This is a genomic window from Streptomyces sp. NPDC004031, from assembly GCF_053604375.1.
Genome location: NZ_JBSGHL010000058.1, coordinates 21,252 through 46,960, shown reverse-complemented (window position 1 = coordinate 46,960; position 25,709 = coordinate 21,252). Strand labels below are relative to the sequence as shown.

Annotated in this window: 20 protein-coding genes; 17 read left to right on the top strand and 3 right to left on the bottom strand. The window is 75.1% G+C overall.

The annotated features are described in order from the left end of the window. Positions 1-7: 7 nt before the first annotated feature. Positions 8-2,830: a DUF7825 domain-containing protein gene (locus ACWERV_RS29380; protein ID WP_452938718.1), complete on the top strand. Its 2,823-nt coding sequence runs from the start codon at positions 8-10 to the stop codon at positions 2,828-2,830. A 106-nt stretch (positions 2,831-2,936) separates the two neighbouring features. On the opposite strand, the gene ACWERV_RS29375 is transcribed toward ACWERV_RS29380, so the two are convergent. After that, positions 2,937-4,376, bottom strand: coding sequence for an MFS transporter (locus tag ACWERV_RS29375; protein WP_452938716.1), 1,440 nt, complete (start codon positions 4,374-4,376; stop codon positions 2,937-2,939). 94 nt (positions 4,377-4,470) lie between these two features. On the opposite strand from ACWERV_RS29375, the gene ACWERV_RS29370 reads away from it, so the two are divergent. Continuing rightward, complete coding sequence (locus ACWERV_RS29370; protein WP_452938713.1) at positions 4,471-5,424, top strand: helix-turn-helix transcriptional regulator; 954 nt, start codon at positions 4,471-4,473, stop codon at positions 5,422-5,424. A gap of 40 nt (positions 5,425-5,464) precedes the next feature. On the opposite strand, the gene ACWERV_RS29365 is transcribed toward ACWERV_RS29370, so the two are convergent. After that, the gene (locus tag ACWERV_RS29365; protein WP_398191403.1) at positions 5,465-5,890 is read right to left on the bottom strand and encodes a PPOX class F420-dependent oxidoreductase; all 426 of its coding nucleotides are present in this window, start codon (positions 5,888-5,890) and stop codon (positions 5,465-5,467) included. A 118-nt stretch (positions 5,891-6,008) separates the two neighbouring features. Between ACWERV_RS29365 and ACWERV_RS29360 the strand changes: the two genes are divergently transcribed. The 7 genes from ACWERV_RS29360 (at position 6,009) to ACWERV_RS29330 (ending at position 13,557) form a co-directional block, all read left to right on the top strand. Beyond that, positions 6,009-6,566, top strand: a complete 558-nt coding sequence (locus tag ACWERV_RS29360) for a putative glycolipid-binding domain-containing protein (protein ID WP_452938710.1) — start codon at positions 6,009-6,011, stop codon at positions 6,564-6,566. A 142-nt stretch (positions 6,567-6,708) separates the two neighbouring features. Continuing rightward, a complete protein-coding gene (locus ACWERV_RS29355) occupies positions 6,709-8,097 on the top strand; it encodes an FAD-binding oxidoreductase (RefSeq protein WP_452938707.1) in 1,389 nt (462 codons plus the stop codon). A gap of 25 nt (positions 8,098-8,122) precedes the next feature. Then, entirely contained in the window at positions 8,123-9,202 is a 1,080-nt protein-coding gene (locus ACWERV_RS29350) for an amino acid--tRNA ligase-related protein (protein ID WP_452938705.1), read from the top strand. A gap of 16 nt (positions 9,203-9,218) precedes the next feature. Then, positions 9,219-10,571 carry a preATP grasp domain-containing protein gene (locus tag ACWERV_RS29345; RefSeq protein WP_452938702.1) on the top strand — a complete coding sequence of 451 codons (1,353 nt, stop codon included), beginning with the start codon at positions 9,219-9,221 and terminating at the stop codon, positions 10,569-10,571. A gap of 128 nt (positions 10,572-10,699) precedes the next feature. Next, positions 10,700-11,683 (top strand): ATP-grasp domain-containing protein, encoded by a 984-nt coding sequence (locus tag ACWERV_RS29340; RefSeq protein WP_452938699.1) that lies wholly within the window; start codon positions 10,700-10,702, stop codon positions 11,681-11,683. Beyond that, positions 11,676-13,028 (top strand): MFS transporter, encoded by a 1,353-nt coding sequence (locus ACWERV_RS29335; RefSeq protein WP_452938696.1) that lies wholly within the window; start codon positions 11,676-11,678, stop codon positions 13,026-13,028. Before ACWERV_RS29340 ends, ACWERV_RS29335 begins: the two co-directional genes overlap by 8 nt. A 40-nt stretch (positions 13,029-13,068) precedes the next feature. Continuing rightward, positions 13,069-13,557: a YbaK/EbsC family protein gene (locus ACWERV_RS29330; protein ID WP_452938693.1), complete on the top strand. Its 489-nt coding sequence runs from the start codon at positions 13,069-13,071 to the stop codon at positions 13,555-13,557. Between the two features lie 36 nt (positions 13,558-13,593). On the opposite strand, the gene ACWERV_RS29325 is transcribed toward ACWERV_RS29330, so the two are convergent. Then, a complete protein-coding gene (locus ACWERV_RS29325) occupies positions 13,594-14,175 on the bottom strand; it encodes a CGNR zinc finger domain-containing protein (protein WP_452938692.1) in 582 nt (193 codons plus the stop codon). Positions 14,176-14,290: 115 nt separating this feature from the next. Here ACWERV_RS29325 and ACWERV_RS29320 point away from each other — a divergent pair, with 115 nt between their 5' ends. From ACWERV_RS29320 to ACWERV_RS29285, 8 genes are all read left to right on the top strand, one after another. Continuing rightward, positions 14,291-15,388: an EamA family transporter gene (locus tag ACWERV_RS29320; RefSeq protein ID WP_452938690.1), complete on the top strand. Its 1,098-nt coding sequence runs from the start codon at positions 14,291-14,293 to the stop codon at positions 15,386-15,388. Continuing rightward, positions 15,388-18,357 (top strand): AfsR/SARP family transcriptional regulator, encoded by a 2,970-nt coding sequence (locus tag ACWERV_RS29315; protein WP_452938688.1) that lies wholly within the window; start codon positions 15,388-15,390, stop codon positions 18,355-18,357. The genes ACWERV_RS29320 and ACWERV_RS29315 overlap by 1 nt, the downstream gene beginning before the upstream one ends. Further along, positions 18,330-19,142 (top strand): hypothetical protein, encoded by an 813-nt coding sequence (locus ACWERV_RS29310; RefSeq protein WP_452938686.1) that lies wholly within the window; start codon positions 18,330-18,332, stop codon positions 19,140-19,142. Before ACWERV_RS29315 ends, ACWERV_RS29310 begins: the two co-directional genes overlap by 28 nt. 185 nt (positions 19,143-19,327) lie before the next feature. Beyond that, positions 19,328-20,893: a pyridoxal phosphate-dependent decarboxylase family protein gene (locus tag ACWERV_RS29305; protein WP_452938684.1), complete on the top strand. Its 1,566-nt coding sequence runs from the start codon at positions 19,328-19,330 to the stop codon at positions 20,891-20,893. A gap of 3 nt (positions 20,894-20,896) precedes the next feature. Continuing rightward, the gene (locus tag ACWERV_RS29300) at positions 20,897-22,207 is read left to right on the top strand and encodes a fatty acid desaturase (protein WP_452938681.1); all 1,311 of its coding nucleotides are present in this window, start codon (positions 20,897-20,899) and stop codon (positions 22,205-22,207) included. A gap of 73 nt (positions 22,208-22,280) precedes the next feature. Next, the gene (locus tag ACWERV_RS29295; RefSeq protein ID WP_398191361.1) at positions 22,281-22,730 is read left to right on the top strand and encodes a cobalamin-dependent protein; all 450 of its coding nucleotides are present in this window, start codon (positions 22,281-22,283) and stop codon (positions 22,728-22,730) included. A gap of 12 nt (positions 22,731-22,742) precedes the next feature. Further along, complete coding sequence (locus ACWERV_RS29290; RefSeq protein ID WP_452938679.1) at positions 22,743-24,152, top strand: methylaspartate mutase; 1,410 nt, start codon at positions 22,743-22,745, stop codon at positions 24,150-24,152. A gap of 186 nt (positions 24,153-24,338) precedes the next feature. Beyond that, a complete protein-coding gene (locus ACWERV_RS29285) occupies positions 24,339-25,697 on the top strand; it encodes an aminotransferase class III-fold pyridoxal phosphate-dependent enzyme (protein ID WP_452938731.1) in 1,359 nt (452 codons plus the stop codon). Positions 25,698-25,709 lie beyond the last annotated feature (12 nt).

The window sequence follows — 25,709 nt, the reverse complement described above, 5'->3', positions numbered from 1 at the left end:
GACGGCTATGGCGGTGACGACGGGCACGACGCGTACGACAGCCACGGCGGCACCTGCCGGGGCGGCGAAGGGCCCCGCGGCGGAGGGCCCCGAAGTAAAGGGCCCCGCGGTCGAGTGGGACGAACTGCGCGCCCTCATCGCGGGCCAGGTGCCGCAGCGGGTCGTCGCGCGCCTCGCGCCCTTCCCGGTGTCCCGGCTGCGGCAACTGCAGCCCCACGTCAAGGCGCTGCGCATCCGGCTGCGGCGCGACATGTCCGAGGCCGGGAAATACGTCGAGGCCTACGACCAGGTGGCCGCGACGTACGTCGCCGGGATCCTGTGCTCGGCCACCCCGCACCAGGCCTTCGGCTGGCTGACGCAGCGCCGGTTGTTCACCACGAGCTGGCCGCTCCCCGGCGGCGGCGCGCGGAGCGTGGACGCCCGGGACATCCTCGACCTGCTGCTGCTCGACCACCGCGATCCCGCGTGGCAGCGCGACCTCGCCCTCCGGCTGGCCGCATGGCTGCCGACCGATCAGGGCCTGGCGCCCTGGCTGGTCACCTACGGTCTGGCCGTACGGTCGGGCACGCGGCTGCCCGCGACGGACGGCTTCATCCGCGGCTGGGTCTCCGAGGGCAGTCTGATGCGCTACGGACGCCACCACCAGACGTGGGAACGGCCCGCGGTCCAGTTCCAGCCGGAGCCGGAGCCGCGCCCCAGGACGCTGCTGTCCTGGCTGCGCGCCGAACCGCGGCTGCGCGAGTTCCTCCCGCGGCTCTTCGAAGTGGAGGGCGTCGGAGCCGAGTTCGCCGACCGCTACGCGGTGCACTTCGGCGCCGACAACGACTGGCCCACGGCGCTGGCGGCGCTCGCCGCGGAAGGCGTCCTCGACCGGGACGAACTGCTCGACCTGTGCCTGGCGAAGCTGCTGCGCGGCGACCGGCCGGGCACGCTGCGCGGCTTCACGGCGCTGCACGACCGGATCGCCCCGACCCCGGACGAGACGGCCGCCCGCGCCGGCATGTACGTCCGCCTCGCCGCCGACGGCGCCGGAACCGTCGCCAGGACGGCCCAGAAACTCCTCAAGGACCTGGACGCCGCGGGCCGCCTGGAGCCCGCGGACTTCGCCGAGCTGTGCGCGGCCGTCCTCACCCGGCCCGAGACCGCCCTCGCCACGACCCAGCTCGGCTGGATGGACAAGGCCGTACGCCGGGATCCGGCGCGGGCCCCCGGGCTCGTCGCCACCGCGGCGCTCGCGTTCGGCCACCCCGCCGCGTCCGTCCAGGAACGGGCGCTCGGCCTCGCCGCCCGCCGGCTCGCGCTCGCCGGCCCCGAGGTGCGCGAGCAACTGCGGGAAGCCGCCGGGTCGCTCGACGCGGCCCTGCGGGGGGACGCCGCGCGCCTGCTGGGGGAGCAGCGGGCCGCCGAGGCGGAGCCCCCGCGGCTCCCCGGCGTGCCCGTCCGCAGACTGCCCCCGGCGGTCGCCTCACCGGCCGAACTCGCCGAGCGGTACGCGGCACTCCTCGCCGCGCGCCGCGTCGAACCGATGGAGCTGGAGCGGGTGCTGGAAGGCGCGGTGGCCCTGCACCACGCCGACGCGCCCGCGGTCGCGGCCGCCTTCGCGCCGCTCGCCGCCCGGCGCCCCGCCCGGACGGGGGTCACCGGCTGGTCGGCGACGGTCGTGAGCGTGGCCCTGGCCTGCCTCATGGACGTCCTCGCCGGGCGCCCCGCGAGAGCCGCGCACGAGGCACACCGCCACCTGATCCGTGAACGTTTCACGAGCGTGAACCACGTACCGGTCCGGCGCATCCACGAGATCGCCGGCCGACTGCCCTCCCGCCGGGCGCCGTTCCTGCTCGCCACACCCACGGCGCCGGACGGCTCGATCGACCCGGAGGTGCTCGCCCGGCGGCTGGACCGCTACCGGGCCGACTCCGTGCGGCCCTGGCCGGACGACCTCGAACAGTCCCTGCTGAGGATTCCCGCCGCGGCGCGCGCCGAGCTGACCGCACGGGTACGGGTCGTGGCTGGACGGAAGAGGGCACGCGTCGTCCTGCCGGTCCTCACCGGATTCCACACCCAGCCGCTGGGGAGCCCCGAGATACCGCAGGGCTGGGGCCAGGAGGTCAGCGTGCCCCGTGTCGCGCCCCTCATGACCACGGCCGTCCCCCCGCGGGCGGGCACGCTCGCCTTCGTCCTGGCGCAGACCCCCGACCCGCTGCGGCCCGACCCGTACCTGTGGCCCCGGACGGACCCGGGTTCGGACGACCTGATCGGCGCGTGGCCCGGTATCGTCCCCCACCACCCGGAGCTGATCGCCGCCCACGCGCTGCCCCGGCTCCTCCGCCAGGCCGGCACCGGCGCGCCGAACGACGCCGACCGCGTGCTGCCGCTGCTCGCGGAAGCGAGTGGCGCCCCCGGCCCGGTGGTGCACCTCGCCCTCGGCTGCGTCCTGACGGCGGCGGGCGGGGAGAGCCGCACCGCGGCCGTCGACGCGCTGCTCACGCTGGCCGCGCGCGGCCGCCTGGACGCGCCCGCGCTCGGCGCCGCCCTCGCCGCGCTGTGGCAGGAGGGCATCGCCCGGCCCAACCGCTTCGTGGCCGCGCTCGGCGACGCCGCCCGCGCCGGGGCCTGCGCACAGGTGTGGGACGTCGTCCGCGCCCTGACCGGCGCCGTCGCCGCGGACCCCGGCCGCAGGGGACTGCCGGATCTGCTGGCGCTGGGCGCGGAATGCGCCGCGACCGCCCGCATACGCGCCGACGTACCCGAGATCGACGCCTTGGCGGCGCTGGCCCGGCCCGCGCGGGTGGCGAAGGAGGCGAAGCGGCTCCGGGAGATCCTCCGGGGCTGACGCCCGCACGCGGCAGGAGCGGCCTCGGGCCGCCCGGCGGTGCCCACGCGAACCGCCGTGGCCGGGAGGGTCTCCCGGCCACGGCGGGCCCGGTCGGCTGCGGGTGTCAGCCCGCCAGGGCGGGCGCCTTGGCGGCCTCGTCCGCGGGCGCGGCGGCTTCGGCCGCGCGGGCGGCGCGGCGGGGGAGGGCCGTCATGAGGACGGCGACCACGACGAGCGCGCCGACCATCCAGAGCATCGCGTGCTCGAACGCGCGCACCGGGGTCGAGCCGGTGAAGGCGAGCGAGACCAGTGCGAGGCCGAAGGCGTTGCCCAGCTGGTTGGTGGTGTTGATCAGGCCGGAGGCCGAGCCCGCGTGCTCCTGCGGTACGTCGGACAGCACCGCGTCCGTCAGCGGCGAGAAGATCATGCCCATGCCCAGGCCCATCACGACCAGCGGCAGGGCCATCTGCCAGGAGTGGACGGAGTGTCCGTACCGGGCGGCCGTCCCGATGTAGAGCAGGGCGCCGACGGCGGTGACCAGCGCCCCGGCCTGGAGCACCAGGCGGCCGAAGCGCGGCACCAGCAGCTGGACCGACATACCGGCCGAGGCCGAGCACGCGACGGTGAACGGCAGTCCGGTGAGCCCGGCGTGCAGCGGGGACCAGCCGAGGGCGATCTGCATGTACAGCGTCCAGACCAGGAAGAAGATGCCGCACGCGGCGCCGAAGACGAGCTGGACGCCGATGCCCGCGGCGAAGCTGCGTGCCCGGAACAGGACCAGTTCGACCAGCGGCGAACCGTCCCTGGCGGCCTTGGCCCGCTCGTAGCGGACGAACACCGCGAGGACGGCGAGCCCGCCGGCCATCATCGCGTACCCCCACAGCGGCCAGCCGTTCTCCCGGCCCTGGACCAGCGGGTACATCAGCAGCAGCAGTCCCGCGGTGGCCAGGGCCACGCCGACCAGGTCGAGCCGGAGCGCCTGCGGGGCCTTCGACTCGTCGATGAAGCGGCGGCCGAGGAGCAGTCCGGCGATCCCGAAGGGCAGGTTGATCAGGAAGATCGGCCGCCACTCCAGCCCGAGGATGTTCCACTGCGTCAGCAGCGCGCCGAGCAGCGGGCCCGTGACGGCCGCCAGCCCGATGATCGCGCCGAACATGCCGAAGACCTTGCCGCGTTCCTCACCGGAGAAGGTCGCGTGGATGATCGACAGCACCTGGGGCACCATCAGCGCGGCCGTCACACCCTGCAGCATGCGGGTCGCCACCAGCATCTCGGGGTTGGCGGCCAGCCCGCACAGCAGCGACGCCACCGTGAAGCCCGCGGTGCCGAGGAGGAACACCCGCTTGCGGCCGTAGATGTCGCCCAGCCGCCCGCCGGTGATCAGGCCGACCGCGAACGCCAGGGCGTAACCGGCGGTGATCCACTGCACCGCGCTGAAGCCGGCGCCGGTGTCGCGCTGGATGCTGGGGACGGCGATGTTGACGATGGTCGCGTCGACCAGATCCATGAAACTCGCCGTCATCACCACGGCGAGGGCGATCCAGCGCCTGCGCTCGGTATTCATTCCTGGGCTCCTGCCTGCCTCGTTCGCTGACAGGCCCTACGCTATGAGCCATGTAGGACAGAAATTGTCCTATATGGCGCGGACTCTGGAAATCATGATGGACACCCCGGCACGACTGCTGAATCTGCTCTCCTTGCTGCAGACCCCGAGAGAATGGTCCGGTACCGAACTGGCCGAACGGCTCGCGGTGACCACCCGCACCGTCCGGCGGGACGTCGACCGGCTGCGTGAGCTGGGCTACCCCGTCGAGGCCACGATGGGCTCGGCCGGCGGCTACCGCCTGGTCGCGGGCAAGGCGCTGCCGCCGCTGCTGCTGGACGACGAGGAGGCCGTCGCCATCGCCGTCGGCCTGCGCGCGGCGGCGGGCGGCGCGGTGGACGGCATCGAGGAGGCGTCACTGCGCGCGCTGACCAAGCTGGAGCAGGTGCTGCCGTCGCGGCTGCGGCACCGGGTGGGCGCGCTGGGCTCGGCGGTCGTGACGATGACGGGCGGCGGCCCGCGCGTCGAGCCGTCCGCGCTGACCGTCCTGGCCGGGGCGATCGCCAACCACGAGACCGTCCGCTTCGCCTACCGCGCGGGCGACGGCGCCGAGTCCCGCCGGCACGTCGAACCGCAGCGGCTGGTCGCCAGCGCCCGGCGCTGGTACCTGGTGGCCTGGGACCTGGCGCGCGACGACTGGCGCATCTTCCGGGCCGACCGGCTCACCGACGTCACCGCGACCGGCGCCCGCGCGGCGCACCGGGTGCTTCCGGCCGCCGACGCGGCGGAGTTCGTCGAGTCCAAGCTGCGCAACCTGTGGCCCACGGCCCCGGCCGTGGTGGACGTGGACGCGCCCGCCGACGTCCTGCGGGCGCGGCTCGGGCAGGCGCCGGGCGAGGTCGTCGCGCTCCCCGACGGCACGTCACGCTGGCAGGTGGACGCCGACCGGATCGACTGGATGGCGGTTCGCCTGCTGATGCTGAACCTGCCCTTCCACGTCCAGTCGCCACCGGCCCTGATCGAGCGCCTGCGCGCCTTCGGCGACCGGGCGCGCGAGGCGACGTCGTGACGCCCGGCCACGGCGGTGCGCCCGGCGCGGTGACGGCGGTTCAGGCGGCGAGGTCGCCCTGGGCGATGACCTTCTCGATCCGCACCCGGACCAGCGTCTCGCCGGGGACGCCGTTGCGGGCGCCGAACTCCTCGGCCCGGTCCGCGCCCATGTAGCGGCCGGCGATCAGGCCCGCCCAGCGGCGCAGCTCGTCCGGCTCCTCGGAGAGGGTGGCCACGCCCTCGACGAGCACGAAGGAGAACGGCGGCTGCTCGTCGTCCACGCACACCATCACCCGCGGGTCGCGGGCGAGCGTGCGGCCCTTGACCGTGTCGCGGCCGGTGGTGAGGACCAGTTCGTCGCCGTCCAGCAGGAACCAGACCGGCGCCACGTGCGGACGGCCGTCGGCGCGGGTGGTGGCGAGCTTGGCGGTGCGGGTGCCGTGGGCGAGGAAGGCCCGCCACTGCGGCTCGGTCATCTGCGGCATGGCCCCATCATGGCTGGTCCGGCCCGTTCGGGTGCGGTTCGCGGGGCGGCGTGTCGGCGGCGGCGGGCGGGGCGTTGGAAAGGCCGGGGGAAGATCGTGACGGTGGCTGGAGGTGCCGATGGGCGAGGTCCGGATGCTCACATGGAGCGTCGAGGAGACCGGTGGGGTCGAGACGTCGTGGGTCGAGTGGGAGGAAGGGGCGCTGCGGGGCAGAGGCCGGGCGGTCGGGGTGCGGCCGGAGCCGTACTGGGTGGAGTACGTCCTGGAGACCGACGAGCGGTACGCCACCCGGCGGCTGACCGTCAGCGCCGAGGACTCCTCCGGCGCCCGGCGGCTGGAGCTGCGGCAGCAGGACGGCAGCTGGACGGCGGACGGCCGCCCGCTGCCGGAACTGGCGGGCGCCCTCGACTGCGACCTGGGCATGTCCCCGCTGACGAACACCATGCCGGTGCTGCGGCACGGCCTGCACCGCGGCGGGGCGCACGACTTCCTGGTGGCCTTCGTGTCCGTGCCCGGCCTCGCGGTGCGGGCGGCGCGGCAGAGCTACACCCACCTGGGCCGCACGGACGGCGGCGGGCGGGTGCGGTACGCCTCCGGGGACTACCGCAGCGACCTGGAGTTCGACCGGGACGGGCTGGTCGTGGTCTATCCGGGGATGGCCCGCCGGGTGCCGTGACGCGCCCGCGGCGGGCACGTCCCCGTCCGTCCGGCGGGCCGATCGCCGCCGGATAGCTGCTCGATAGTCGGCCTCGGTTCACTCGTGATCGTGAACGAGAGGCGGCCCGCCCGCCTCGGGGGAAGCGGGAGCGAGGTGGACGATGACAGCAGCGGTGGGCACGGACCGCGACTTCAGCGGTGCCCTTCTGGTGCCGGGCAGCCCGCAGTACGAGGCGGCCCGGCAGGTGTGGAACGGCATGATCGACCGCCGTCCCGCGGCCGTCGCCCGGTGCCGGGACGCCGCGGACGTGAGCGCGGCCCTGCGGTACGCCGACCGGGCCGGGCTCGCGGTGACCGTGCGCGGCGGCGGCCACAACGTGGCGGGGACCGCCGTCGCCGACGGCGCCCTGATGATCGACCTGTCGCCGATGAACGACGTGGTGGTCGACCCGGCGGCGGCCCTCGTCCGGGCCGGCGGCGGCTGCCTGCTGCGGGACGTGGACCGGGCGACGACCCGGTACGGGCTGGCGTGCCCGGCCGGGGTGGTCTCCCACACCGGCCTGGGCGGGCTGGCGCTCGGCGGCGGCTACGGCTGGCTGGCCCGCACCTGGGGGCTGACGTGCGACCACCTGGTGGCCGCCGAGGTCGTGCTCGCGGACGGCACCGTGGTCGAGGCCGACGACGACAGCCACCCGGAGCTGCTGTGGGCGCTGCGCGGCGGCGGCGGCAACTTCGGTGTCGTCACCCGCTTCACCCTGGCGCTGCGGCCGGTCGGGCCGGTGTACTTCCGGCGCGCGGTCTACGAGCTGTCCGAGGCCGTCCCGGTGCTCGCCGCCTACCAGGCGTTCGCCGAGCAGCAGTCCGACGACGTCCACGCGGTGGGCTCGATCCACCATGTGACCGCGAACGACTGGGTGCCCGCGGCGCTGGCCGGCCGGCCCGCGCTCTTCCTGTCCGTCGCCTGCTTCGGCGACCCGGCCGAGGGGCCGGAGTCCACCGACGGGCTGTTCGAGGCGGTGGAGCCGGTCGCCGGGACGGTGGGCCTGCTCGACTACCGCACCCTCCAGTCGCTCGGCGACACCTCCGAGCCGCACGGCAACCGCTACTACACCAAGTCCGGCTACCTGACCGAGGTGTCCGGCGCCGCGGCCGAACTGGCCCTGGCCGGGGCGGACATGTGCTCCCAGGCCTCCTCGGTCGACTTCGAGTTCCTGCGCGGCGCCATCACCCGCCCCTCCGGCGCCGCGCGCTCCGCCTTCCCCAACCGGGAGGCCCCCTACATCTGCACCGCCTCCGCGCAGTGGACCGACCCGGCCCAGGACGCGCCGAACGCCGCCTGGGCCCGCCGCACCCTGGACCGGCTGGTCCCCTGGAACCACGGCGGGGTGTACGTCAACTACCTCCAGGACGCCGAGTCCTCCGACGCCGGGGTCTCCCGGGTGGTCGGTGCCTACGGCGCGCCCCGCTACCGGCGGCTGGCCGAGGCCAAGAGCCGCTACGACCCGGGGAACCGCTTCCGCTCCAACCAGAACGTCCGGCCTTCGCGGTGACGCGACGGGAGAAGGAGAGAGCAGCATGCTGACGAACCTGCACGGACAACCCCCCACCGGCCCGGCGGCGCCGGGCACCGCCAAGGCCCCGGGCACCTGGCGCGGCGCCCCCGACGACTTCCTCGCCTCGCTGCGTTCCCCCTGGTACCGCCTGATCACCGATCTGGAGGACCTGGTGCTGCGGGCGACGGTGGAGTACGCGCACGGCCGCGGGCTGCGCGCGATGTACCTGCCCATGACCACCAGGACCATCACCTGCCCGACCGGCCTGGGCAGCGACTCCGAGCCGGTGCCCGTGACCGTCGGCGGGGTGGACACCTACCTCCCCGACTCCCTCCAGTTCCTGCTGGAGTACGGCTGCCGGCTCGCACCGGAGGGCTGCTACGCCGTCATGCCGTCCTTCCGCGGCGAGCAGCCCGACGCCACGCACCTGAACCAGTTCGTGCACAGCGAGGCGGAGATCCCCGGCGGCCTGGACGACCTGATCGAGTACGTCGAGGGGTACGTCCGCCATCTGGCCGGCGCGTTTCTCGGCACCTACGGCGACCGGCTCCAGGAGTGGACCGGCGACGTCTCCCACCTGGAGCGGATGGCCGCGCACCGCACCCCCTTCGCGCGGCTCACCTTCGACGAGGCCGCCCGCCTGCTGCGGAACGACGAGGGGACGGTCCGGGACGAGGGGGAGTGGCGGGTGCTCACCAAGAAGGGCGAGCGGCTGCTGATGGACCGGGTCGACGAGTTCGTCTGGGTCACGCATTTCGACCACCTGTCGAACCCCTTCTACCAGGCCTTCGCCGACGGCACCCAGCGCTCCGCGAACAACGCCGACCTGCTGTTCGGCATGGGCGAGGTGGTCGGCTCCGGCGAACGCCACACCGGGAGCGCCGACATCCGCAAGGCGCTCGCCGTGCACGGCGTGCCGGAGGGCGACTACGCCTGGTACGTGCGCATGAAGGAGGAGTTCCCGCTGCGGACCTCCGGGTTCGGCATGGGCGTGGAGCGGTTCTTGATGTGGGCGCTCGGCCACGACGACATCCGGGACATCCCGCTGATCTCCCGGGTGGCCGAGGAGAAGAAGTGGCCCAGCAGCGTCTACCGCCCGTGACCCGAGGAGCCGAGACATGCCGAAGTTGCTGTTCGCCAACCCCAACAGCCGTGCGATGGTGGCGCGGCCGGAGGACATACCGCCGGACGTGCGGCCGTTCTACGACGTCATCGGTGACCGCCTGCTGTGGACGCTGGGCCGCGGGGACGTGGCCGTCGTCCCCGGCCCGGTCAACAAGGACTTCCTGGCCTACCTGGCCGGCACCCTGGGCCTGCTGCCCGAGGAGTTCACCGTCCTGAGCCTGCGCGACTACGGCGGGACCGGCTGGTACCCGGGCGACCGCCCCGAACTGGCCGCGGAACTGCGGTCGGTCGTCGAACGCAGCGGGCTCGGCCCGGACCGCTGGACGGTCGGCTGCTACCTGCACGACCGCGACATCGCCGGATGGCAGCGGGCGCTGGGGCTGGACCCCGGCCCGGCCGAGGTGTTCGCGCAGAACATGGTCGAACTGGTCAACACCAAGTCCGTCTTCCGCGCCATGGCGGTGGCCGCCGGGGTGCCGGTGCCCGAGGGCCTGGTCGTCGACCCCGGCCCCGAACTCGTGGACGCCGTCGCGGACCTGCTGCCCCGTACCGGTTCCGTCATCGTCAAGCAGGACCAGAACTCCGGCGGCGACGGCAACGTCCTGGTCACCACCGACCCCGACGTGGTGGGGCTCGGCGCCTACCGGGTGCTGCGCCTGGACGCTCCCGGACGGGAGGCCGTGCGGGCGGCGCTCGACGGCATCGGACTGGCCGGCGCCCCGGCCCTGCCCCGCTACACCTGCGCCGCCCGGATCGTCGTCGAGGTCTACCACCCGCACGCCAGGACGCTGTCCTCGGAGGTGTACGTGCCCGCGTACACCGCCCCGGTGCTGCTCAACTACGGCCATATGCGCATGGAACCGGTGTGGAAGGGCTACGTCTTCCCGCCGCAGGACCTGCCGGGCCCGCTGCACGCGGCGCTGTGCGCGGACAGCCAGCAGATCGCCCTGCTGGCCCAGCGGCTCGGCTACCAGGGGCTGATGAACATCGACGCGGTCGTGGACCCGGCCGGGCGCATGCTCTTCACCGAGTTCAACGGGCGGGCCGGGGGCGCCACCAACATCGACGTCATGGCCCGCCGGCTGGTCGGCGAGGACTACCTGCGCTCGCACGTCGTCATGTCGCACAACGCGCTGCCCGCCCGCAGCCTGGCCGTCCTGCTCGACCACCTGGCGGAGCAGGACCTGCTCTTCGCGCCCGAGCGGCGCAGCGGCGTGGTCGTGGCCACCGACAGCTCGGCGACGACCGGGACCGTGGAGATCGTCTCCTTCGGCACCGACCGGCGCCAGGCCGAGGAACTGGAGACGCGCGTCGAGGACTACCTGCGCGGCGCCGCCGCCGCGTGAGCGGCCCGCGACCGGGGCGGCGGCCGTCACCGTGCGGCCGCCGCCCCAGCGCCGCAGCACAGCCACACCAGCACAGCACGGCACCACCGCACCGGCACCACCCGGCATCACGCACCAGGAGAGTGGACATGCAGATAGGAATTCTCGGTTGGGACCGGGAGGAGACGGAGTCGGTCGGACTGCTGGAGGCCGGCACCCGGCGGGGCCATGACGTCACACTGTTCACGCTCGACGACATCGTGCTGGCCCACACCGCGACGGGGCCGCAGGCGTACGTGCAGGGCCTTCCCGCCGCGCGCTTCGACGTGGTGATGTCACGGGCCGAGCTGCGCTCCGCGAGCTTCCGCGCCGACCACGAGCGGTACGCGCTGCTCTGCGAGACCCCGGGGATCACCGTGATCGACCCGGCGGCCACGTATCTGGCCACCGAGCACAAGCTGCAGAGCATGGCGCGGCTGGGCGCGGCCGGGCTGCCGATCGCGCCGACCCGCTCCTGCGCGAGCCGCGCGGACGTCGCCGAGGCGCTCGCGCAGTGGGGCCCGGTCGTCCTCAAACCGACCTTCGGGTACGGCGGCACCGACGTGGAGCGGGTGTACGGCCTGGAGTCCGACGGCGGCACCGTCGACCGGCTGCTGGCCGATCACGGTGTGCTGATGTGCCAGCCCTACCTCCCGCACCCCGAGGGCGACGTCCGGATCACCCTGGTCGGCGACGAGGCGGTCCTCAACTGCCGCCGCGTCCCGCCCGGCGGGGACCGCTGGCGGGCCAACGTCATGCAGGGCGCGCGCTCGGTGGACTTCGATGCGCCCGAGGAGATGCTGGACGTCGCCCGGCGCGCCGCGCGGGTGATGGGGCTGACCGTCGCGGCGCTGGACTTCCTCCCCGCCCCCGGCGGCGACGGCTTCCTGATCATCGAGATCAACAACACCCCCGGCTGGTACTTCGTGCCGCAAGAGCGGCAGGAGCGGATCGCGGAGTCCGTCTACCGGCTGGTGGAGGCCCGGATGCGCGGGACTTCGACGCACGAGGACCCGATGCGCGACGTCCTGACGCCCGCCGAGCACGTGCGCGCGGACCGGGCGCGGCTGGAGGCGGGCTCGCTCCATGGCTGAGACGACGAGCGGCACGGCCCGCGGCGCGCGGGAGACGGCGCGGGCGGGTCAGGCGGCGGACGCCGTGGACCCCCCGGACGCCGTGGACGCTCCCGACGCCGTGGACGGTCCCGGGCCCCGTCCGGGCCGGTGGGCGCGGCGCCGGCAGGATCTGAAGGAACTGCCCCGCGCGGTCAAGCTGGCCCTCGGCTCGGTGTTCGTGATGAACGCCGCGACCTACGTGGCCTTCCCCCTGCTGGCGGTCAAGCTCAGCACGGTCGACCACGCCACGACCGCGCAGACCGGCGTCGCCCTGACCGTCTTCCTGCTGGCCGCCCGGCTGATCCCGGTGCTGGCCGGGCCGCTGGCGGACCGTTACGACCCCCGGCTGGTCATGGGGTCCGGAGCGGTGGCCCGCGGGGTCGGCTTCATCGGGCTCGGGCTGTGCGACGGGCAGGGCCTGCTGCTGGTGGCGGCGTTCCTCGCCGGGGCCGGGGCGATCTACGAGGCCCCGGCCAGCGCGCTGCTGGCCGCCCAGCCCGAACCCATCAGGTCGCGGGCCTTCGTCCTGGAGAACGCGCTGCTCAACGCCGGTGTCATCGGTGGTCCCGCGCTGGCCGCCGCGCTGCTGGTGATGGGGACGCGGGCGCCCTTCGTGGCCAGCGGGGTGCTGTTCGTCCTCATGGTCGGGGTGGTCCGGCAGATGGGTGCCCCGGACGGCGCGGCCGTCGGCGGCGGGGCGGGCGCGGACGGCGGTCCCGGCGAGCCGGAGCACAGCGTGCTCGGGCACGTCAAGGCGGTGCTCCGCAACCGCGCCTTTGTGGCCTTCTGGGTGCTGATGCTGCCGTGGTGGTTCCTCTTCACCCAGCTCGGCGTGGCCGTCCCGCTGCGCTCGGAGGCGCTCGCGGGCACCGGCTGGATCAGCGTGCTCTACCTCGGCAACGGTGTCACCGGCATGGTCGGCATCGGCTTCGTGAAGGCGCTGAGCGACCGGCTGGGCGCCCGTGCGATGCCCGCGTTCGGCTATCTGATGGTCGCGCTCGGCTTCGGCTCGGCGATGTTCAGCCGGTCCCCGTGGTGGCTGCTCGGCTGCGTCGTCGTCTACACCGTCGGGGAGACGGCGATCCTCTTCTCGACCCAGCTGATCCTCGCCTCCTTCGCCCACGGCTCCACCCGCGCCAGCTACTTCGGCATCTACGCCGGCTCCTGGGCGCTGGGCGGCACCTTCGGGAACTTCTTCGGCAGCCGGGTGGCCTCGGACCCGCTCAGCAGCACGCCGTGGCTGGTCTTCGGCGGCGTCGGGCTGGCGGCCGCGGCCGTCTCCGCGCTCACCTTCACCCGCCGGCCCGCGCGGACCGGCACCTGACCGTTCGACAACCCGCCCCCGAGGACAGGAGGGACCCGTCATGGACGGCGGGAACCGCACGTTCGACTCGTTGATGTCCGCGCTGGACTCGTCCGCCGCGGACTACCGGGTGATCGACCACGCGGCGGAGGGCCGCACCGACCGGGCCAGCGCGCTGCGCGGCCACCAACTGGCCCAGGCCGCCAAGTGCATGGTGGTGCAGGTCCGCGGCAGGGGGCGGCCGGGGCCGATGGTGCTGGCCGTCGTGCCGGGGGACCGGCGGGTGGACTTCCGCAAGGTACGGCGGCTGTTCGGCGGCGCGGACGCGTCGCTGGCCGAACGGTCGGAGGCCGAGCGCGTCACCGGCTGCGTCAGCGGGTGCGTCATCCCGTTCTCCTTCGACGGCAGCCTCGACGTGGTGGTCGACCCCGAACTGCTGGTGCACGACGAGATCTTCTTCAACGCGGCCCGGCTGGACCGGTCGATCGCGCTGGGCACCGCGCACTACCTGGCGCTGAGCCGGCCGCGGGTCGAGCCGATCGCGAAGTAGCCGCCGTCCGGCCGCCCCCGCAGCGGGGGCGGCCGGTCAGCGTTTCGGGGCGGCGGGCGCCTCCGCGCCCTCTGCCCGGTGCCGGGAGCGGAAGGTCCTGGCCTTCGTCCGGTTGCCGCACTCGGCCATCTGGCACCACGTGCCCGACCGGTTCTTCGAGTGGTCGTAGAAGGCCCAGCGGCAGTCGTCGGCCGGGCACACCTTCAGCCGCTGCCAGCTGCCGTCGGCCGCGCAGCGGCCCACGACGGCCAGCAGCCCGCCCAGCGCCGCGCCGACCGGCGTGCCGCCCCGTGAGGCGATGTCCTGGGAGCCGTCCGGCAGGAAGCTCAGCCGGACCGCCGCGTCGGCCGCGAGGTCGTCCAGGACGCGTGCCGCCGCGGGTTCCATCGGCTGCCCGGAGTGGGTGGCCGCGAGCGCCCGCAGCGACTCGCGGACCTCGACGGCCCGGCGGCGCGCCTCGTCCCCGACGGGTTCGCCCGCGGCGATCAGGCCGCGCTCGCGCAGCCAGTCGCGCAGGCCGTCGGCGGTCTCCAGCGCGTCGGTGGCCAGCTCCAGGTCCCAGGTGTTGATGAACTCCCGCACCGTCTCCAGCGCGCCCGGTGCGTCCTGGCGCTTCACAGTGGGTCCGCCTTCCGTTGACTAACCGTCAAAACATTTAGTAGGTTACGCGGTGTCGGAGTGAGGAACAACCGGATCGAGGGATCGGCCGGCGACCGGCCCGGGAAGAGGCATCGTGCACCGCCAGCCACGCGGCCCCGCGCAGCGCACCGGGAGGACGTCCTCGGTGGCGTCCCGCCGCCGCGGCGTGGTCGCGGCGGTCGTCGCCACCGCACTGTGGGGCGTCGGCGGCACCGTCGCCGGGGGACTGTTCGACCACGGCGCCGCCCCGCTGGAGGTCGTCGCCGTCCGCACCTGGGTCGCGCTCGCCGGACTGCTGCTGATCGCCGCGGTCCGCCGCCCCCGGCTGCGCCCCGGAGCCCGCGGACTGTGGCCGGTGACCGGGTTCGGCCTGGCCGTGGCGGGCTCCAACGCCGCGCTGTTCCTGGCGATCGACAAGCTGCCGGTCGCCGTCGCGCTGGTGCTCCAGAACCTCGCGCCCGCCTTCGTCCTCGGCCACCTGATGCTCTCCACCCGCACCGCGCCGCGCCCGGCCACCCTCCTCGGGCTGCTGGCCGCGCTGGCCGGAGTGGCCCTGGTGGTCGAGCTGCCGACGGCGGGACTGTCCGGCAGCAGCGCCCCGGGCATCGCGCTGGGGCTGCTCGCCGCCGCGGGCGTGGCGGCGTTCTCCGTGCTCGGCGGCCGGGCGGCGCGGCTGCACGGCGCGCTCGCCGCGAACACCGGCGCCTTCGTGGTGAGCGGTGCGATCTGGGCGCTGTGGCAGATCCCGCACGGTGCGCCGGCGCTGTTCCAGCAGCCCCGGCTGCTGGCCGGGAGCATCGGCATCGGCGTGCTCGGCACCTTCGCGCCCTTCCTGCTCTACAGCTGGGCCTCGGCGCGGCTCGGCCCGCAGGCCACCGCCGTCATCATCTCGCTGGAGCCGCTCTTCGGGGCGCTGGCGGCCTGGGTCTGGCTGGGGCAGACGATCGGCCCCGTCCAGATCACGGGCGGTGTCGTCCTGCTGGCGGCCGTCGTCCACCTGCAGTCGTCCGGCCCGGTGCGCGGCGGCGCGCGGGCGCGAGCCCGCGGTGCCCCCGCACCGAACTCCCCGGCCGCCCTCCGGCCGCAGCACGGCGCCCCCTCCGGCGACCTCTCCCACGACCCCTCCGGCGACCCCTCGGGCGGCGCCGACCCCCTGGCCACTCTTCGCAGCGACGCGACGGGACCCTCGTGATGAATCTTCGATTACTCGGCCCGCTGGAAGTCCGGGCCGACGGTGTGGCGGTCCGGCTCGGCGGACCCCGGCAGCAGATCGTGCTGTCCGTCCTCGCCCTGGCCGCGAACCACGTCGTCCCCTGGGACCGGCTCATCGACGCCGTGTGGGACGACTCGCCGCCCTCCACGGCGAGGTCGCAGATCCACATCTGCATCTCCGCGCTGCGCCGCAGCCTGCCCGCGGGCGAGGCCGCGATCACCACCCGCCCGCCCGGCTACATGCTGACCCTGCCCGACGAGGCGCTGGACGCGCACACCTTCCAGCACCTGGTCGCCGACGCCCGCGCCGCGGTCCGCCGGGACGAACCCCGGCTGGCCGCCGACCGGTTGCGGGAGGCCCTCGCGCTGTGGCGGGGCCCCGCGCTCGCGGGCATCACCAGCCAGGTGGTCCGGGCCGGGGCCGCCGAGCTGGAGGAGGCCCGGCTGGCGGCGACCGAGGAGCGGATCCGGCTCGACCTCCAGCTGGGCCGGCACCACGAGGTCACCAGCGAACTGGCCGCGCTGGCGGTCGAGCAGCCGTTCCGGGAGCGGATCCAGGAGCAGCTGATGCTGGCGCTCTACCGGTCGGGGCGCCAGGCCGAGGCGCTGGACTGCTACCGCAGGGTGCGGGCCCGGTTCGTCCGGGAGCTGGGCATCGAGCCCAGTCCGGAACTGCGCCGCCTGCACCACGACATGCTGGCCCGCGCCGCCCGGCTGGACCCGCCGCGGACCGCGCCGGAGCGCGCGGTGCCGCCCGGCCTCGCCGGTGTGGCCCCGGTGCCGCGCCAGCTCCAGGCCGACCTGCCGGACTTCACCGGGCGCCGGGCGGAACTGGCCCGGATCCGCGACTTCCTGCTGGCCGGCCGCCGGGCGGACGCCGGCGACGACGGGGCACCCGGCGCGGACGGCGGGTCCGCGGCGCGGACGGTGGCCGTCAGCGGGCAGCCCGGGGTCGGCAAGACCAGCCTCGCGGTGCACGCCGCCTACCAGGTCGCCGCCGCCTACCCCGACGGGCAGCTCTTCGCGGACATGGGCCGCTTCGCCGATCCGGCGCAGGGCGCCCACGAGGTGCGGGGCGGTTTCCTGCGGGCGCTGGGCGTGAGCGGGCAGCACATCCCCGACGACCCCGACGAGCGGGCCAAGCTCTACCGCACCCGGCTGGCGTCGGCCCGCGCGCTCATCGTGCTGGACAACGCCAACGAACGGCAGGTCGCCTGCCTGTCGCCGAGCGGCAGCGGCTGCGCGGTCATCACCACCAGCCGCCGGCGGGCCACCGGGCTGCCCGGCGCCTGCCAGGTGGACCTGGACGTGCTGGACCCCGCCCGGTCCGCGGAACTGCTCACCCTCATCATCGGCGCCCAGCGGGCCGCCGAGGAACCCGAGCCGGTCCGGGACCTCGTCCGGCGCTGCGGCGGGCTGCCGCTGGCGCTGCGCATCGCCGGGGCCCGGCTGGCCGCCAAGCGGCACTGGCAGGTCGGCCACCTCGTCGAACGGCTCGACGACGAGCCGCAGATGCTGAGCGAGCTGGTGCACGGCAACCTCCAGGTCCGCGGCTGCCTGCGGGTCGCCTACGACGACCTCGCCCCGGACGCCCGGCAGCTCTTCCGCCGCCTCGCGATGCTGCACACCCCGGACTTCCCCGGCTGGGTGGCCGCCGCGCTGTGCCCGGGTGGCCTGCCGGACGCCGAGAACGTGCTGGAGGACCTGGTCGACGCGCGCCTGCTGGAGGCGTCCGGCGCCGCCCCCGCCCGGACCGCCCGCTACCGCTTCCACGGCCTGGTGCGGGCCTTCGCGCGGGAGCGGCTGCACGAGGAGGAGCCCGTCGAGGAGCAGCGCCCCGCGCTGGCCAGGGCCCTGGGCGGCTGGCTGTCGCTGGCCGGTGAGGCGCACCTGCGCGAGTACGGCGGCGACTACCTGACCCTGCACGGCCCGGCGCCGCGCGACCGGCTGCCGACCGCGGTCTACGAACGCCAGCTGGCCCGGCCCATGAGCTGGTTCGAGAGCGAGCGGCAGTCGCTGACCGCCGCCGTCCGGCAGGCCGCCGAGCACGACCTGCCCGAGCTGTGCTGGGACCTGGCGCTGAGCGCCACCACCTTGTTCAGGGCCCGCGGCTACACCGCCGACTGGCGCGAGACCGCGGGTACCGCGGCGGCCGCCGCGGCCGCCGCGGGTCTGCCGCGCGGCACCGCCGCCAGCCACTACTCGCTCGGCTGCCTCGACCTGAGCCAGGAGCACGCCGACAGCGCCAAGGTCCATCTGGACACCGCCCTCGGGCTGTTCACGGAGATCGGCGACGAGCACGGCACCGGGCTGACGCTGCGCGCGCTGGGCCAGTGGCACCAGCTGGCCGGTCACCCGGACGCCGCCCACCGCGACTGGTCGGCCGCGCTCGGCTCGCTGCGCCGGGCCGGCGACCGGATCGGCAAGGCGTACGTGCTGCACGACATCGCGGCGGCCCGGATGGCGGCCGGCCAGTACCAGCTCGCCCGCAAGCCGCTGGTGCGGGCGCTGAGCCTGTGCCGCCGCGCGGGCTCCTACCGGGCCGAGGCGCTGGTGCGCTGCCGGTTCGGCGAACTGCACCTGCACACCGGCCGGATCGAGGCCGCCGAGCGCAGCTTCCACTGGGCGCTGCGCATCGCCCGTGACGACCAGGACAGCGCCACCGAGGCCCGCGCGCTGTACGGGCTCGGCCTCGTCCGCCGCGGCCAGCACCGGTACGTGCGGGCCGCGACCGCGCTGGAGCAGGCGCTGCGGATCTCCCGGGTGGCCGGCGACCGGCTCCTGGAGGGCCGGGTGCTGCTCGCGCTCGGCGCCGCACCCTCGGCGGAACCCGCGGCCGGTGCCCGCCGGGCGGGTACGGGGGAGCCGCACGGCAGGCTGCGGCGGCCCCCCGCGCCGTCCTCGACCGCGGGGGAGCGACCATGCGTCCAGCCGGCCCTGTACGCCTGACCGCCGAGGAGACCGAGGACGCCTTCCACCTCCTCGACCCGGCCGCGGTGACGTACGAGGCGCTGACGGCCGCGGAGCGCGGCGGGGACGGCACGCCGCTGCTGCGGGTGCGCCCGGCGGCGGACGAACTGCTGCTGTCCGGCCGCCTGCTGAGCCCGGGTGTCGCCCTGCCCGCCTCCGGCGTCCTGCGGCTGTGGCGCGCCTGTCTGTGCGCGGCCGCCGCGCGCGCCCTGACGGTGCCGGGCGTGGTGACCGCAGGCCTGGTGGGTCCGGCTGCCGCGGACCGGGCGTATCCCGCGCTGCTCGGCAGGGCGCTGCCCGACCTCACGCATGTCGCCCTCTACGACGGCGGCGCCGTCCGCGCGCCCAGGGGCGCCGCGGCACGCGGCGCCGGGGCGGCGCAGACCCGGGCGGCGGACGTCCGCGAGGCGCTGTTCGGCGCCGACCTGGTGATCCTGACCTCGCACGGCGACACGGTGGCGTACGACTGGCTCTCGCGCGGCGCGGTCCTGGTCAACGCCACCGGGCGGCGGCTCGCCCGGACCCTCTACGAGCGGGCCGACCGGCTCGTGGTGGACGACGCGCGGCAGCGTCCGGCCCGGATGCCCGCCCCGGCCCTGGCGTGTCTCGGCGACGTGCTGTCCGGCCCCCTTCCCGTGCGCCGCCCGGCCGGTGAGACGGTCCTGGTGGACCTCTACGGCCTCGGCACCTACAACCGGTGGTTCACCGTCGAGCTGTGCAGGGCCGCTCTGGCCTGCGGACTGGGCCGCCCGCGCCGCGACTGAACCGCTGGTCCGCCCGGGGGAGCGGGCACCGTGACAGCCGTCCGATCGTCGGCGGATAGCGCACGGATAGCCCCTTTGCGTCGAATGGGGAGCGTCGCCGCGGCCGGGCAGCAGCCGTGCCGCCGGGCGTACACGCACGAGCCGTTCGGACCATCCGCACTCCTCACGGAGGTAATGACATGCTCATGACCGACGAGAAGAGCACGTCCGTGTTCCAGCCGGCCGGGACCGTCGAGGGACTGGAACACTTGCGCACCCTGGTCAACACCGCCATCGACATCCTGCGCGACGCGCACCCGGTGCGCTCGGGACCCGTGCTCCCCGGCGGCCCCGCGGCCGCCGCCGAGGCCGCCCGGCGCGCGCTCGCCGGGCCGCTGCTCCCGGACACGCCGCAGCCGGCGCAGGACGTCTTCGGCGACCTCGTCACGGCCTACGCCCACTGGTCGGTGGACATCACCCACCCGGCCACGATGGCCCGCATGCAGTGCCCGCCGACCACCGTCGCCGTGGCCGCCGAACTCGTGACGGCGACCCTGAACCAGTCGCTGCACGCCTGGGAGAGCGGGCCCTTCGCGCTGGAGCTGGAGCGCTACGTGGTGCGGGAGCTGGCCGCGCTCGCCGGGTACGGGCCCGGGGCGGGCGGGACCCTCACCGCCGGGGGCAGCATCTCGAACCTGATGGCGGTGCTGGCCGCGCGCGACAACATCCTCGGCGACGCCGACGGGCGCACCCCGTTCGCCGGGGGCCTGGCGGGCGGCGGACGGCGCCCCGTGGTGCTCTGCTCCGCGGCGACCCACTTCTCGATCGGCCGCGCGATGGGCATCACCGGCCTCGGCGAGGACGCCCTGCTGCCCGCCCCCGCTGACGCCGCCGGGCGGCTGATCCCCGCCGAACTGGACCGGACGCTGGCCGAACTGCCCGCCGACGTCGTACCGGTGGCGGTGATCGCGTGCGCGGGCTCCACCGACGAGGGCTGGACCGACCAGCTGCGGGTGCTCGCCGACATCGTCCACCGGCACGGGGTCTGGCTGCACGCGGACGCCGCGTACGGCGGCGGGGCGCTGCTGTCCCCCCGGCTGCGCGGCATGCTCGACGGCATCGCCGAGGCCGACTCGATCACCATGGACCTGCACAAGTTCGGCTGGACACCGGCCTCGACGGGGGTCTTCCTGGTCAAGGACGCCGCCTCGCTCACCCCGCTCGCCCAGCAGACGACCACCCTCAACGCCCTGGACGACAAGGAGGCCGGGTACTTCGGCCTCTACGGCAACTCCGTGCAGGCCACCCGCCGGGCCGACGCGCTCAAGGTCGCCGTCACCCTGCGCGCCCACGGCCGCGACGGCATGGCCCGCATGGTCGACCGCTGCCACGAGCTGGCGCTGCACGCGGCCGACCGGATCGCCGCCGAGCCGCGGCTGCAGCTCGCCGTCACCCCGCTGCTGAGCACGGTGCTCTTCCGCTACCTGCCGCAGGACGCGGAAGAGGGTGCCGCCGAGCGGGCCGACGTGCTCAACGGCGCCCTGCGCCGCCGCCTGATGGCCGACGGCACCGCGCTGCTGGCCCGTACCCGGGTGGCCGGGCCCGACGGCAGCCGGCCGGTCTTCCTCAAGCTCATGATGCTCAACCCGGCCACCACGCCCGGTGACGTGGACCGCGTGCTCGACGCCGTCGTGAGCACCGCGCTCGCCCTCGACGGCGACGCCGGAGCGGCGGACCCCACGGCCGCCCCCGCGGCCACGGCGGAGGCGTGAGCGATGGCCATCCCCCTCCGGCGCACCCGCCCGGACGGCCCCGGCAGCCCTGACCGCCCCGGCGACACCGGCGCGACGGACGGCGACACCATGACCGTGCCCGCCGCCCCCACGGCCGTACCCGTGGCGCGCATCACCGCCGTGCCGGACCAGGGCGTCCGCGACTCGATGCCGGCCCTGCGCGGGCTCTGCGCCCTGCCGCTGACCTTCCTCACCGGCAAGCCGCACACCGGTCAGAAGCCCCTCCACCTCACCCCCACCGCGCACCTGGTCAACGCCACGGTGTCGATGGCCGCGGGCCTGACCACGGGCGCCGCCGCCCTCACCCTGGGCAGCGGCTGGCTCGCGCTGCTGGTCCCGGGCTGGGCCATGACCCTGCACGGCATGCGCAACCTGCGGATGATGGTCTTCCACCAGTGCGCGCACCGGAACATGTGGGCGCGGCCCGGCCCCGACCGCCTCGTCGGCCGGGTGATCTGCGCCCTGCTGGTGATCCAGCACTTCACCGACTACAGCTCCGAGCACGTCGCCGACCACCACGCCCTGCACCACATGACACTGCGCGACCCCACGGTGCAGGCCTTCCTGGTGAGCCTGGAACTGCGCCCCGGCATGACGCGGCGCCAGATGTGGCGCCGGGTGCTGGGAAAGCTGGTGTCGCCCCTCTTCCACCTGCGCTTCCTGCGCTCGCGGGGGCAGTCCTGGTACGGCTCGGCGGGCCCGGCGGAACGGGCGGTGGCCGCCCTGGCGCTGGCCGCCGTGGCGGCCGCGGCCTGGTGGCTGCACGGCTGGACCTTCCTGCTGGTCTGCTGGGTGCTGCCGCTCACCGTCTTCTACCAGGTGAGCAACACCCTGCGGCTGTGCGTGAAGCACACCTTCCCCGACCCCGCCGCGCCCGCCCGCCGGGGCAAGGACTACTTCGCGGGCCTGACCAACGCGATCTTCCTGGGCGAGCGGGCGCCCGCGCCCGGCCTGCGCGGAGCCGCCTTCCTCGCGGCCTGGACCCGCTGGTGGACCCGCATGCTGCTGGTGCACCTCCCCGCGCGCTACCTCGTGCTGACCGGGGACACCGTGTGCCACGACTTCCACCACCGGCACCCCATGAGCCGGGCCTGGGCCGACTACGTCTTCGAGCGCGCCGCCGACGACGCGGCCGGGCACCGCGGCTGGCCCGCGTACCGCGAGGTCTGGGGGCTCGGCCCGGCGATCAGCAGCGTCTTCGACTCGCTGGCGGCGGCCGACCCCGCCGAGTACGACGTCCGGCGGCTGTCCGAGCTGGACCGGCGCAAGCTCTACGCCGCCTTCGACGACTGACCGGCGCGCCCCTTCCCGTACCCGTCCCGCCCCGACCGCGTCCGCACGGCGCGTCCCCGACGAGGAGAACCCCGTGAACGCCCCGAACCCCGGAACCGCCCGCACCGTGATCCTCGGTGTCGCCGAGAGCGACGCGCACACCGTGGCCAACCGGCTCATCGAGATGCAGCTGCGCGAGCACGGGCTCGACGTCGTGAACCTCGGCGTCTGCACGCCGCTGGCCGACTTCGCCCGCGCCTACGCCGAGCACCCCGGCGCCGAGGCCGTCGTCATCGGCAGCGTCAACGGCCACGCCTTCGACGACCTGCGGGACCTGCCCCGGCTGCGGGCCGGGGGAGCGCTGCGCTGCCCGATCGTGGTGGGCGGCAACCTGTCCGTCGGCAGCCACAAGGACGAGGACGACGACGAGCGGCGGCTGCGCTCGCTGGGCGTGGACCACGTGCTGACCGACGCCACGCAGCTCCCGCTGCTGCTGGACGTCCTCGCCGCCGCCCGCCGCGGACCCCTGTCCCACTCCCGGTGAGGGGTGTCCCAGGTGTCCTGGCTCGATGCCCTGGAGGTCGCGCCCGACACCGCCGGCGGGCTGCCCGACGCCGACGAGGTGACCGGGTACCTGCGGGGCGCCCGCAAGCCCCGGGTGGCGGACGTCCTCGCGGCGGCCGAACGCGACGACCGCACGGTGATCCAGCCGCGCTGCGGGGTCGGCGGCCACCGCGAGATGCTGGCGCTGCTGCGCGAGCTGGAGGACGGGGCGCACCCGGGGGTGCTGTCGCTGACGATCGACTCCTACACCCGGCTGGCCCGCTTCGCCGCCGCCCGGCGGCTGCTGGACGCCGACCCGGGCCGGCTCAACGGCTACCCGCTGGTCGCGCACGGCTGGCGGCGCGGCCGGGAACTCGACCGCGCGGTCGCCGTGCCGCTGGAGATCCGGCACGGCTCGCCCGACGCCCAGGACCTGTTCGCGGTCGCGGTGGCGTCCGGCATCACCTCCTTCGAGGGCGGCGGGATCGGCTACAACCTCCCCTACTCCAAGGACGTGCCGCTGCTCCGGTCACTGAGCTGCTGGCAGAACGTGGACGCGGCCTGCGGGGAACTGGCGCGCGAGGGCGTGATCGTCGACCGCGAGCTGTTCGGGACGCTCACCGCGGTGCTCGTCCCCCCGTCGATCAGCCTCGCCGTCACCCTGCTGGAGGCCGTGTCCGCGGCCCGGCAGGGGGTGCGGTGCCTGTCGGTGTCCTATCCGCAGGGCGGCGAGGCGCACCAGGACATCGCCGCGCTGCGCTCGATCCGGGAGCTGGCCCGCCGTCACCTGCCCGCTTCCGTACGGGTCCACCCGGTGCTGCACCAGTTCATGGGCGTCTTCCCCAAGGACCCGGCGGCGGCCGGGGAGCTGATCCGCTACGGGGGGCTCGTCGCCGGGCTGGGCCGCGCCACCAAGGTCGTCAACAAGACCGACCAGGAGGCCCGCGGCATCCCCGACGCCGCGGCCAACGTCCGCGGCATCCGCACGGTCGCCCGCGGGCTCGCCGACGCGGCGGGGCCGGTGCCGGTGGACGAGTCGCGGGTGGCCGAGGAGATGTACTGGATGCAGCGCGAGGTGGAGGAGATGGTCGGCCCGGTCCTGTCGGGCGGCAGCCTGCCCGAGGACATCGCGGCGGCCTTCGCCGACGGCACGCTGGACATCCCGTTCAGCGCGAGCCGGTACGCCCGCTCCGCGGTCCTGCCGCAGCGCGACGCCTGCGGCGCCATCCGCTACCTGGACACCGGCGGCCTGCCGTTCTCCGCGCCGGTCCGCCGCTTCCACGCCGGGCGGCTGGCCGGACGGTCCCGCGGGCGCGGCCTGATCGAGAGCCTGAGCGCGGACATCGACTACTTCCTCACCACGGACGTCCGCACCGCGGCGGGCGGCGTACGGCCCGCCCGCCGCGCCGCCGAGAGCATCTGACCCCCAGCCGGGGCGGCGCACCCGAGCCGCGCCCGCCCGAGGCCCGGCACCGTGCGCCGGGCCACCCTGCACCGGCCCACCCCGAGGACGGGAACACCCATGGAATCCACCACAGCCGCGACGCCGGCCCCCACCGCGACCACCCCGCCCGCCGCTCCCGGCCGCCGCCCCGGGCGTCCCGGGCCGATGCCCGACCCCGAGCGGGCCGCGTCGATCCGGCAGCGCGACCGGGCCCACGTCTTCCACTCCTGGGCCGCCCAGCGGCATATCGACCCGCTGCCGGTCGCGGGCGGCTCCGGCTCGTACTTCTGGGACCACGAGGGCAACTCCTACCTCGACTTCTCCTCCCAGTTCGTCAACCTCAACATCGGCCACGCCCACCCGCGGGTGATCGCCGCCATCCGTGAGCAGGCCGAGCAACTGTGCACGATCGCACCGCACTTCACGACCGAGCCGCGCGCCGAGGCGGCCCGGCTGATCGCCGAACTGGCGCCGGGCGACCTCAACCGGGTGTTCTTCACCAACGGCGGTACGGAGGCCAACGAGCACGCGGTACGGATGGCCCGCACCGTCACCGGCCGCCCCAAGATCCTCAGCGCCTACCGCTCCTACCACGGCGCCACCGCGACGTCCCTCAACCTCACCGGCGACCCCCGGCGCTGGGCCGCCGACAGCGGCAGCGCCGGGGTCACGCACTTCTTCGGCCCCTACACCTACCGCTCGCCCTTCCACTCCACCACCCCGGAGCAGGAGTGCGAACGCGCCCTGGCGCACCTGGACCTGACCGTCCGGATGGAGGGACCGGGCACGGTCGCCGCCGTGCTGCTGGAGCCCGTGATCGGCACCGGCGGTGTCCTGGTGCCGCCCGACGGCTACCTGGCCGGGGTCCGCCGGATCTGCGACGAGCACGGCATCCTGATGATCACCGACGAGGTGATGACCGGCTTCGGCCGGACCGGCAAGTGGTTCGCGGTCGGCAACTGGGACGTCGTGCCCGATCTGCTGACCTTCGCCAAGGGCGTGAACAGCGGATACGTGCCGCTCGGCGGCGTGCTGATCTCCGACCGGGTGGCCGCCGAGTTCGACGACCGGCCCTACCCCGGCGGGCTGACCTACTCCGGGCACCCGCTCGCCTGCGCGGCGGCGGTGGCGACGATCGGCGCCATGCGCGACGAGGGGATGGTGGAGCACGCCGCCTGGCTCGGCACGCATGTGCTCGGACCGGGCCTGCGCGACATCGCCGCCCGCCACCCCTCGGTGGGCGAGGTGCGCGGCCTCGGCGTCTTCTGGGCACTGGAACTCGTCCGGGACCGCGGCACCCGCGAGATGCTCGTCCCCTACGCCGCCACGCCCGCCGAATCGGGGCCCGTCACCGAGGTCATGGCCGCGTGCCGGCGCGGCGGCCTGTGGCCGTTCGCCAACTACAACCGCATCCACGTGACACCGCCGTGCAACCTCAGCGCGGCCGAGGCCGCCGAGGGGCTCGCCGTCCTGGACCGCGCCCTGGCCGCGGCCGACGCCCACACCACCGCACGCAGCTCCTGACACGCCGCGGGC

Bases quoted from the DNA above. Each gene is read 5' to 3' on its own strand.
- ACWERV_RS29335 (WP_452938696.1), top strand. From the start codon at position 11,676: ATGGCTGAGACGACGAGCGGCACGGCCCGCGGCGCGCGGGAGACGGCG.
- ACWERV_RS29285 (WP_452938731.1), top strand. From the start codon at position 24,339: ATGCCCGACCCCGAGCGGGCCGCGTCGATCCGGCAGCGCGACCGGGCC.
- ACWERV_RS29310 (WP_452938686.1), top strand. From the start codon at position 18,330: ATGCGTCCAGCCGGCCCTGTACGCCTGACCGCCGAGGAGACCGAGGAC.
- ACWERV_RS29350 (WP_452938705.1), top strand. From the start codon at position 8,123: ATGCTGACGAACCTGCACGGACAACCCCCCACCGGCCCGGCGGCGCCG.
- ACWERV_RS29300 (WP_452938681.1), top strand. From the start codon at position 20,897: ATGGCCATCCCCCTCCGGCGCACCCGCCCGGACGGCCCCGGCAGCCCT.
- ACWERV_RS29330 (WP_452938693.1), top strand. From the start codon at position 13,069: ATGGACGGCGGGAACCGCACGTTCGACTCGTTGATGTCCGCGCTGGAC.
- ACWERV_RS29340 (WP_452938699.1), top strand. From the start codon at position 10,700: ATGCAGATAGGAATTCTCGGTTGGGACCGGGAGGAGACGGAGTCGGTC.
- ACWERV_RS29365 (WP_398191403.1), bottom strand. From the start codon at position 5,890: ATGCCGCAGATGACCGAGCCGCAGTGGCGGGCCTTCCTCGCCCACGGC.
- ACWERV_RS29370 (WP_452938713.1), top strand. From the start codon at position 4,471: ATGATGGACACCCCGGCACGACTGCTGAATCTGCTCTCCTTGCTGCAG.
- ACWERV_RS29355 (WP_452938707.1), top strand. From the start codon at position 6,709: ATGACAGCAGCGGTGGGCACGGACCGCGACTTCAGCGGTGCCCTTCTG.
- ACWERV_RS29315 (WP_452938688.1), top strand. From the start codon at position 15,388: ATGAATCTTCGATTACTCGGCCCGCTGGAAGTCCGGGCCGACGGTGTG.
- ACWERV_RS29380 (WP_452938718.1), top strand. From the start codon at position 8: ATGGCGGTGACGACGGGCACGACGCGTACGACAGCCACGGCGGCACCT.
- ACWERV_RS29305 (WP_452938684.1), top strand. From the start codon at position 19,328: ATGACCGACGAGAAGAGCACGTCCGTGTTCCAGCCGGCCGGGACCGTC.
- ACWERV_RS29345 (WP_452938702.1), top strand. From the start codon at position 9,219: ATGCCGAAGTTGCTGTTCGCCAACCCCAACAGCCGTGCGATGGTGGCG.
- ACWERV_RS29375 (WP_452938716.1), bottom strand. From the start codon at position 4,376: ATGAATACCGAGCGCAGGCGCTGGATCGCCCTCGCCGTGGTGATGACG.
- ACWERV_RS29360 (WP_452938710.1), top strand. From the start codon at position 6,009: ATGGGCGAGGTCCGGATGCTCACATGGAGCGTCGAGGAGACCGGTGGG.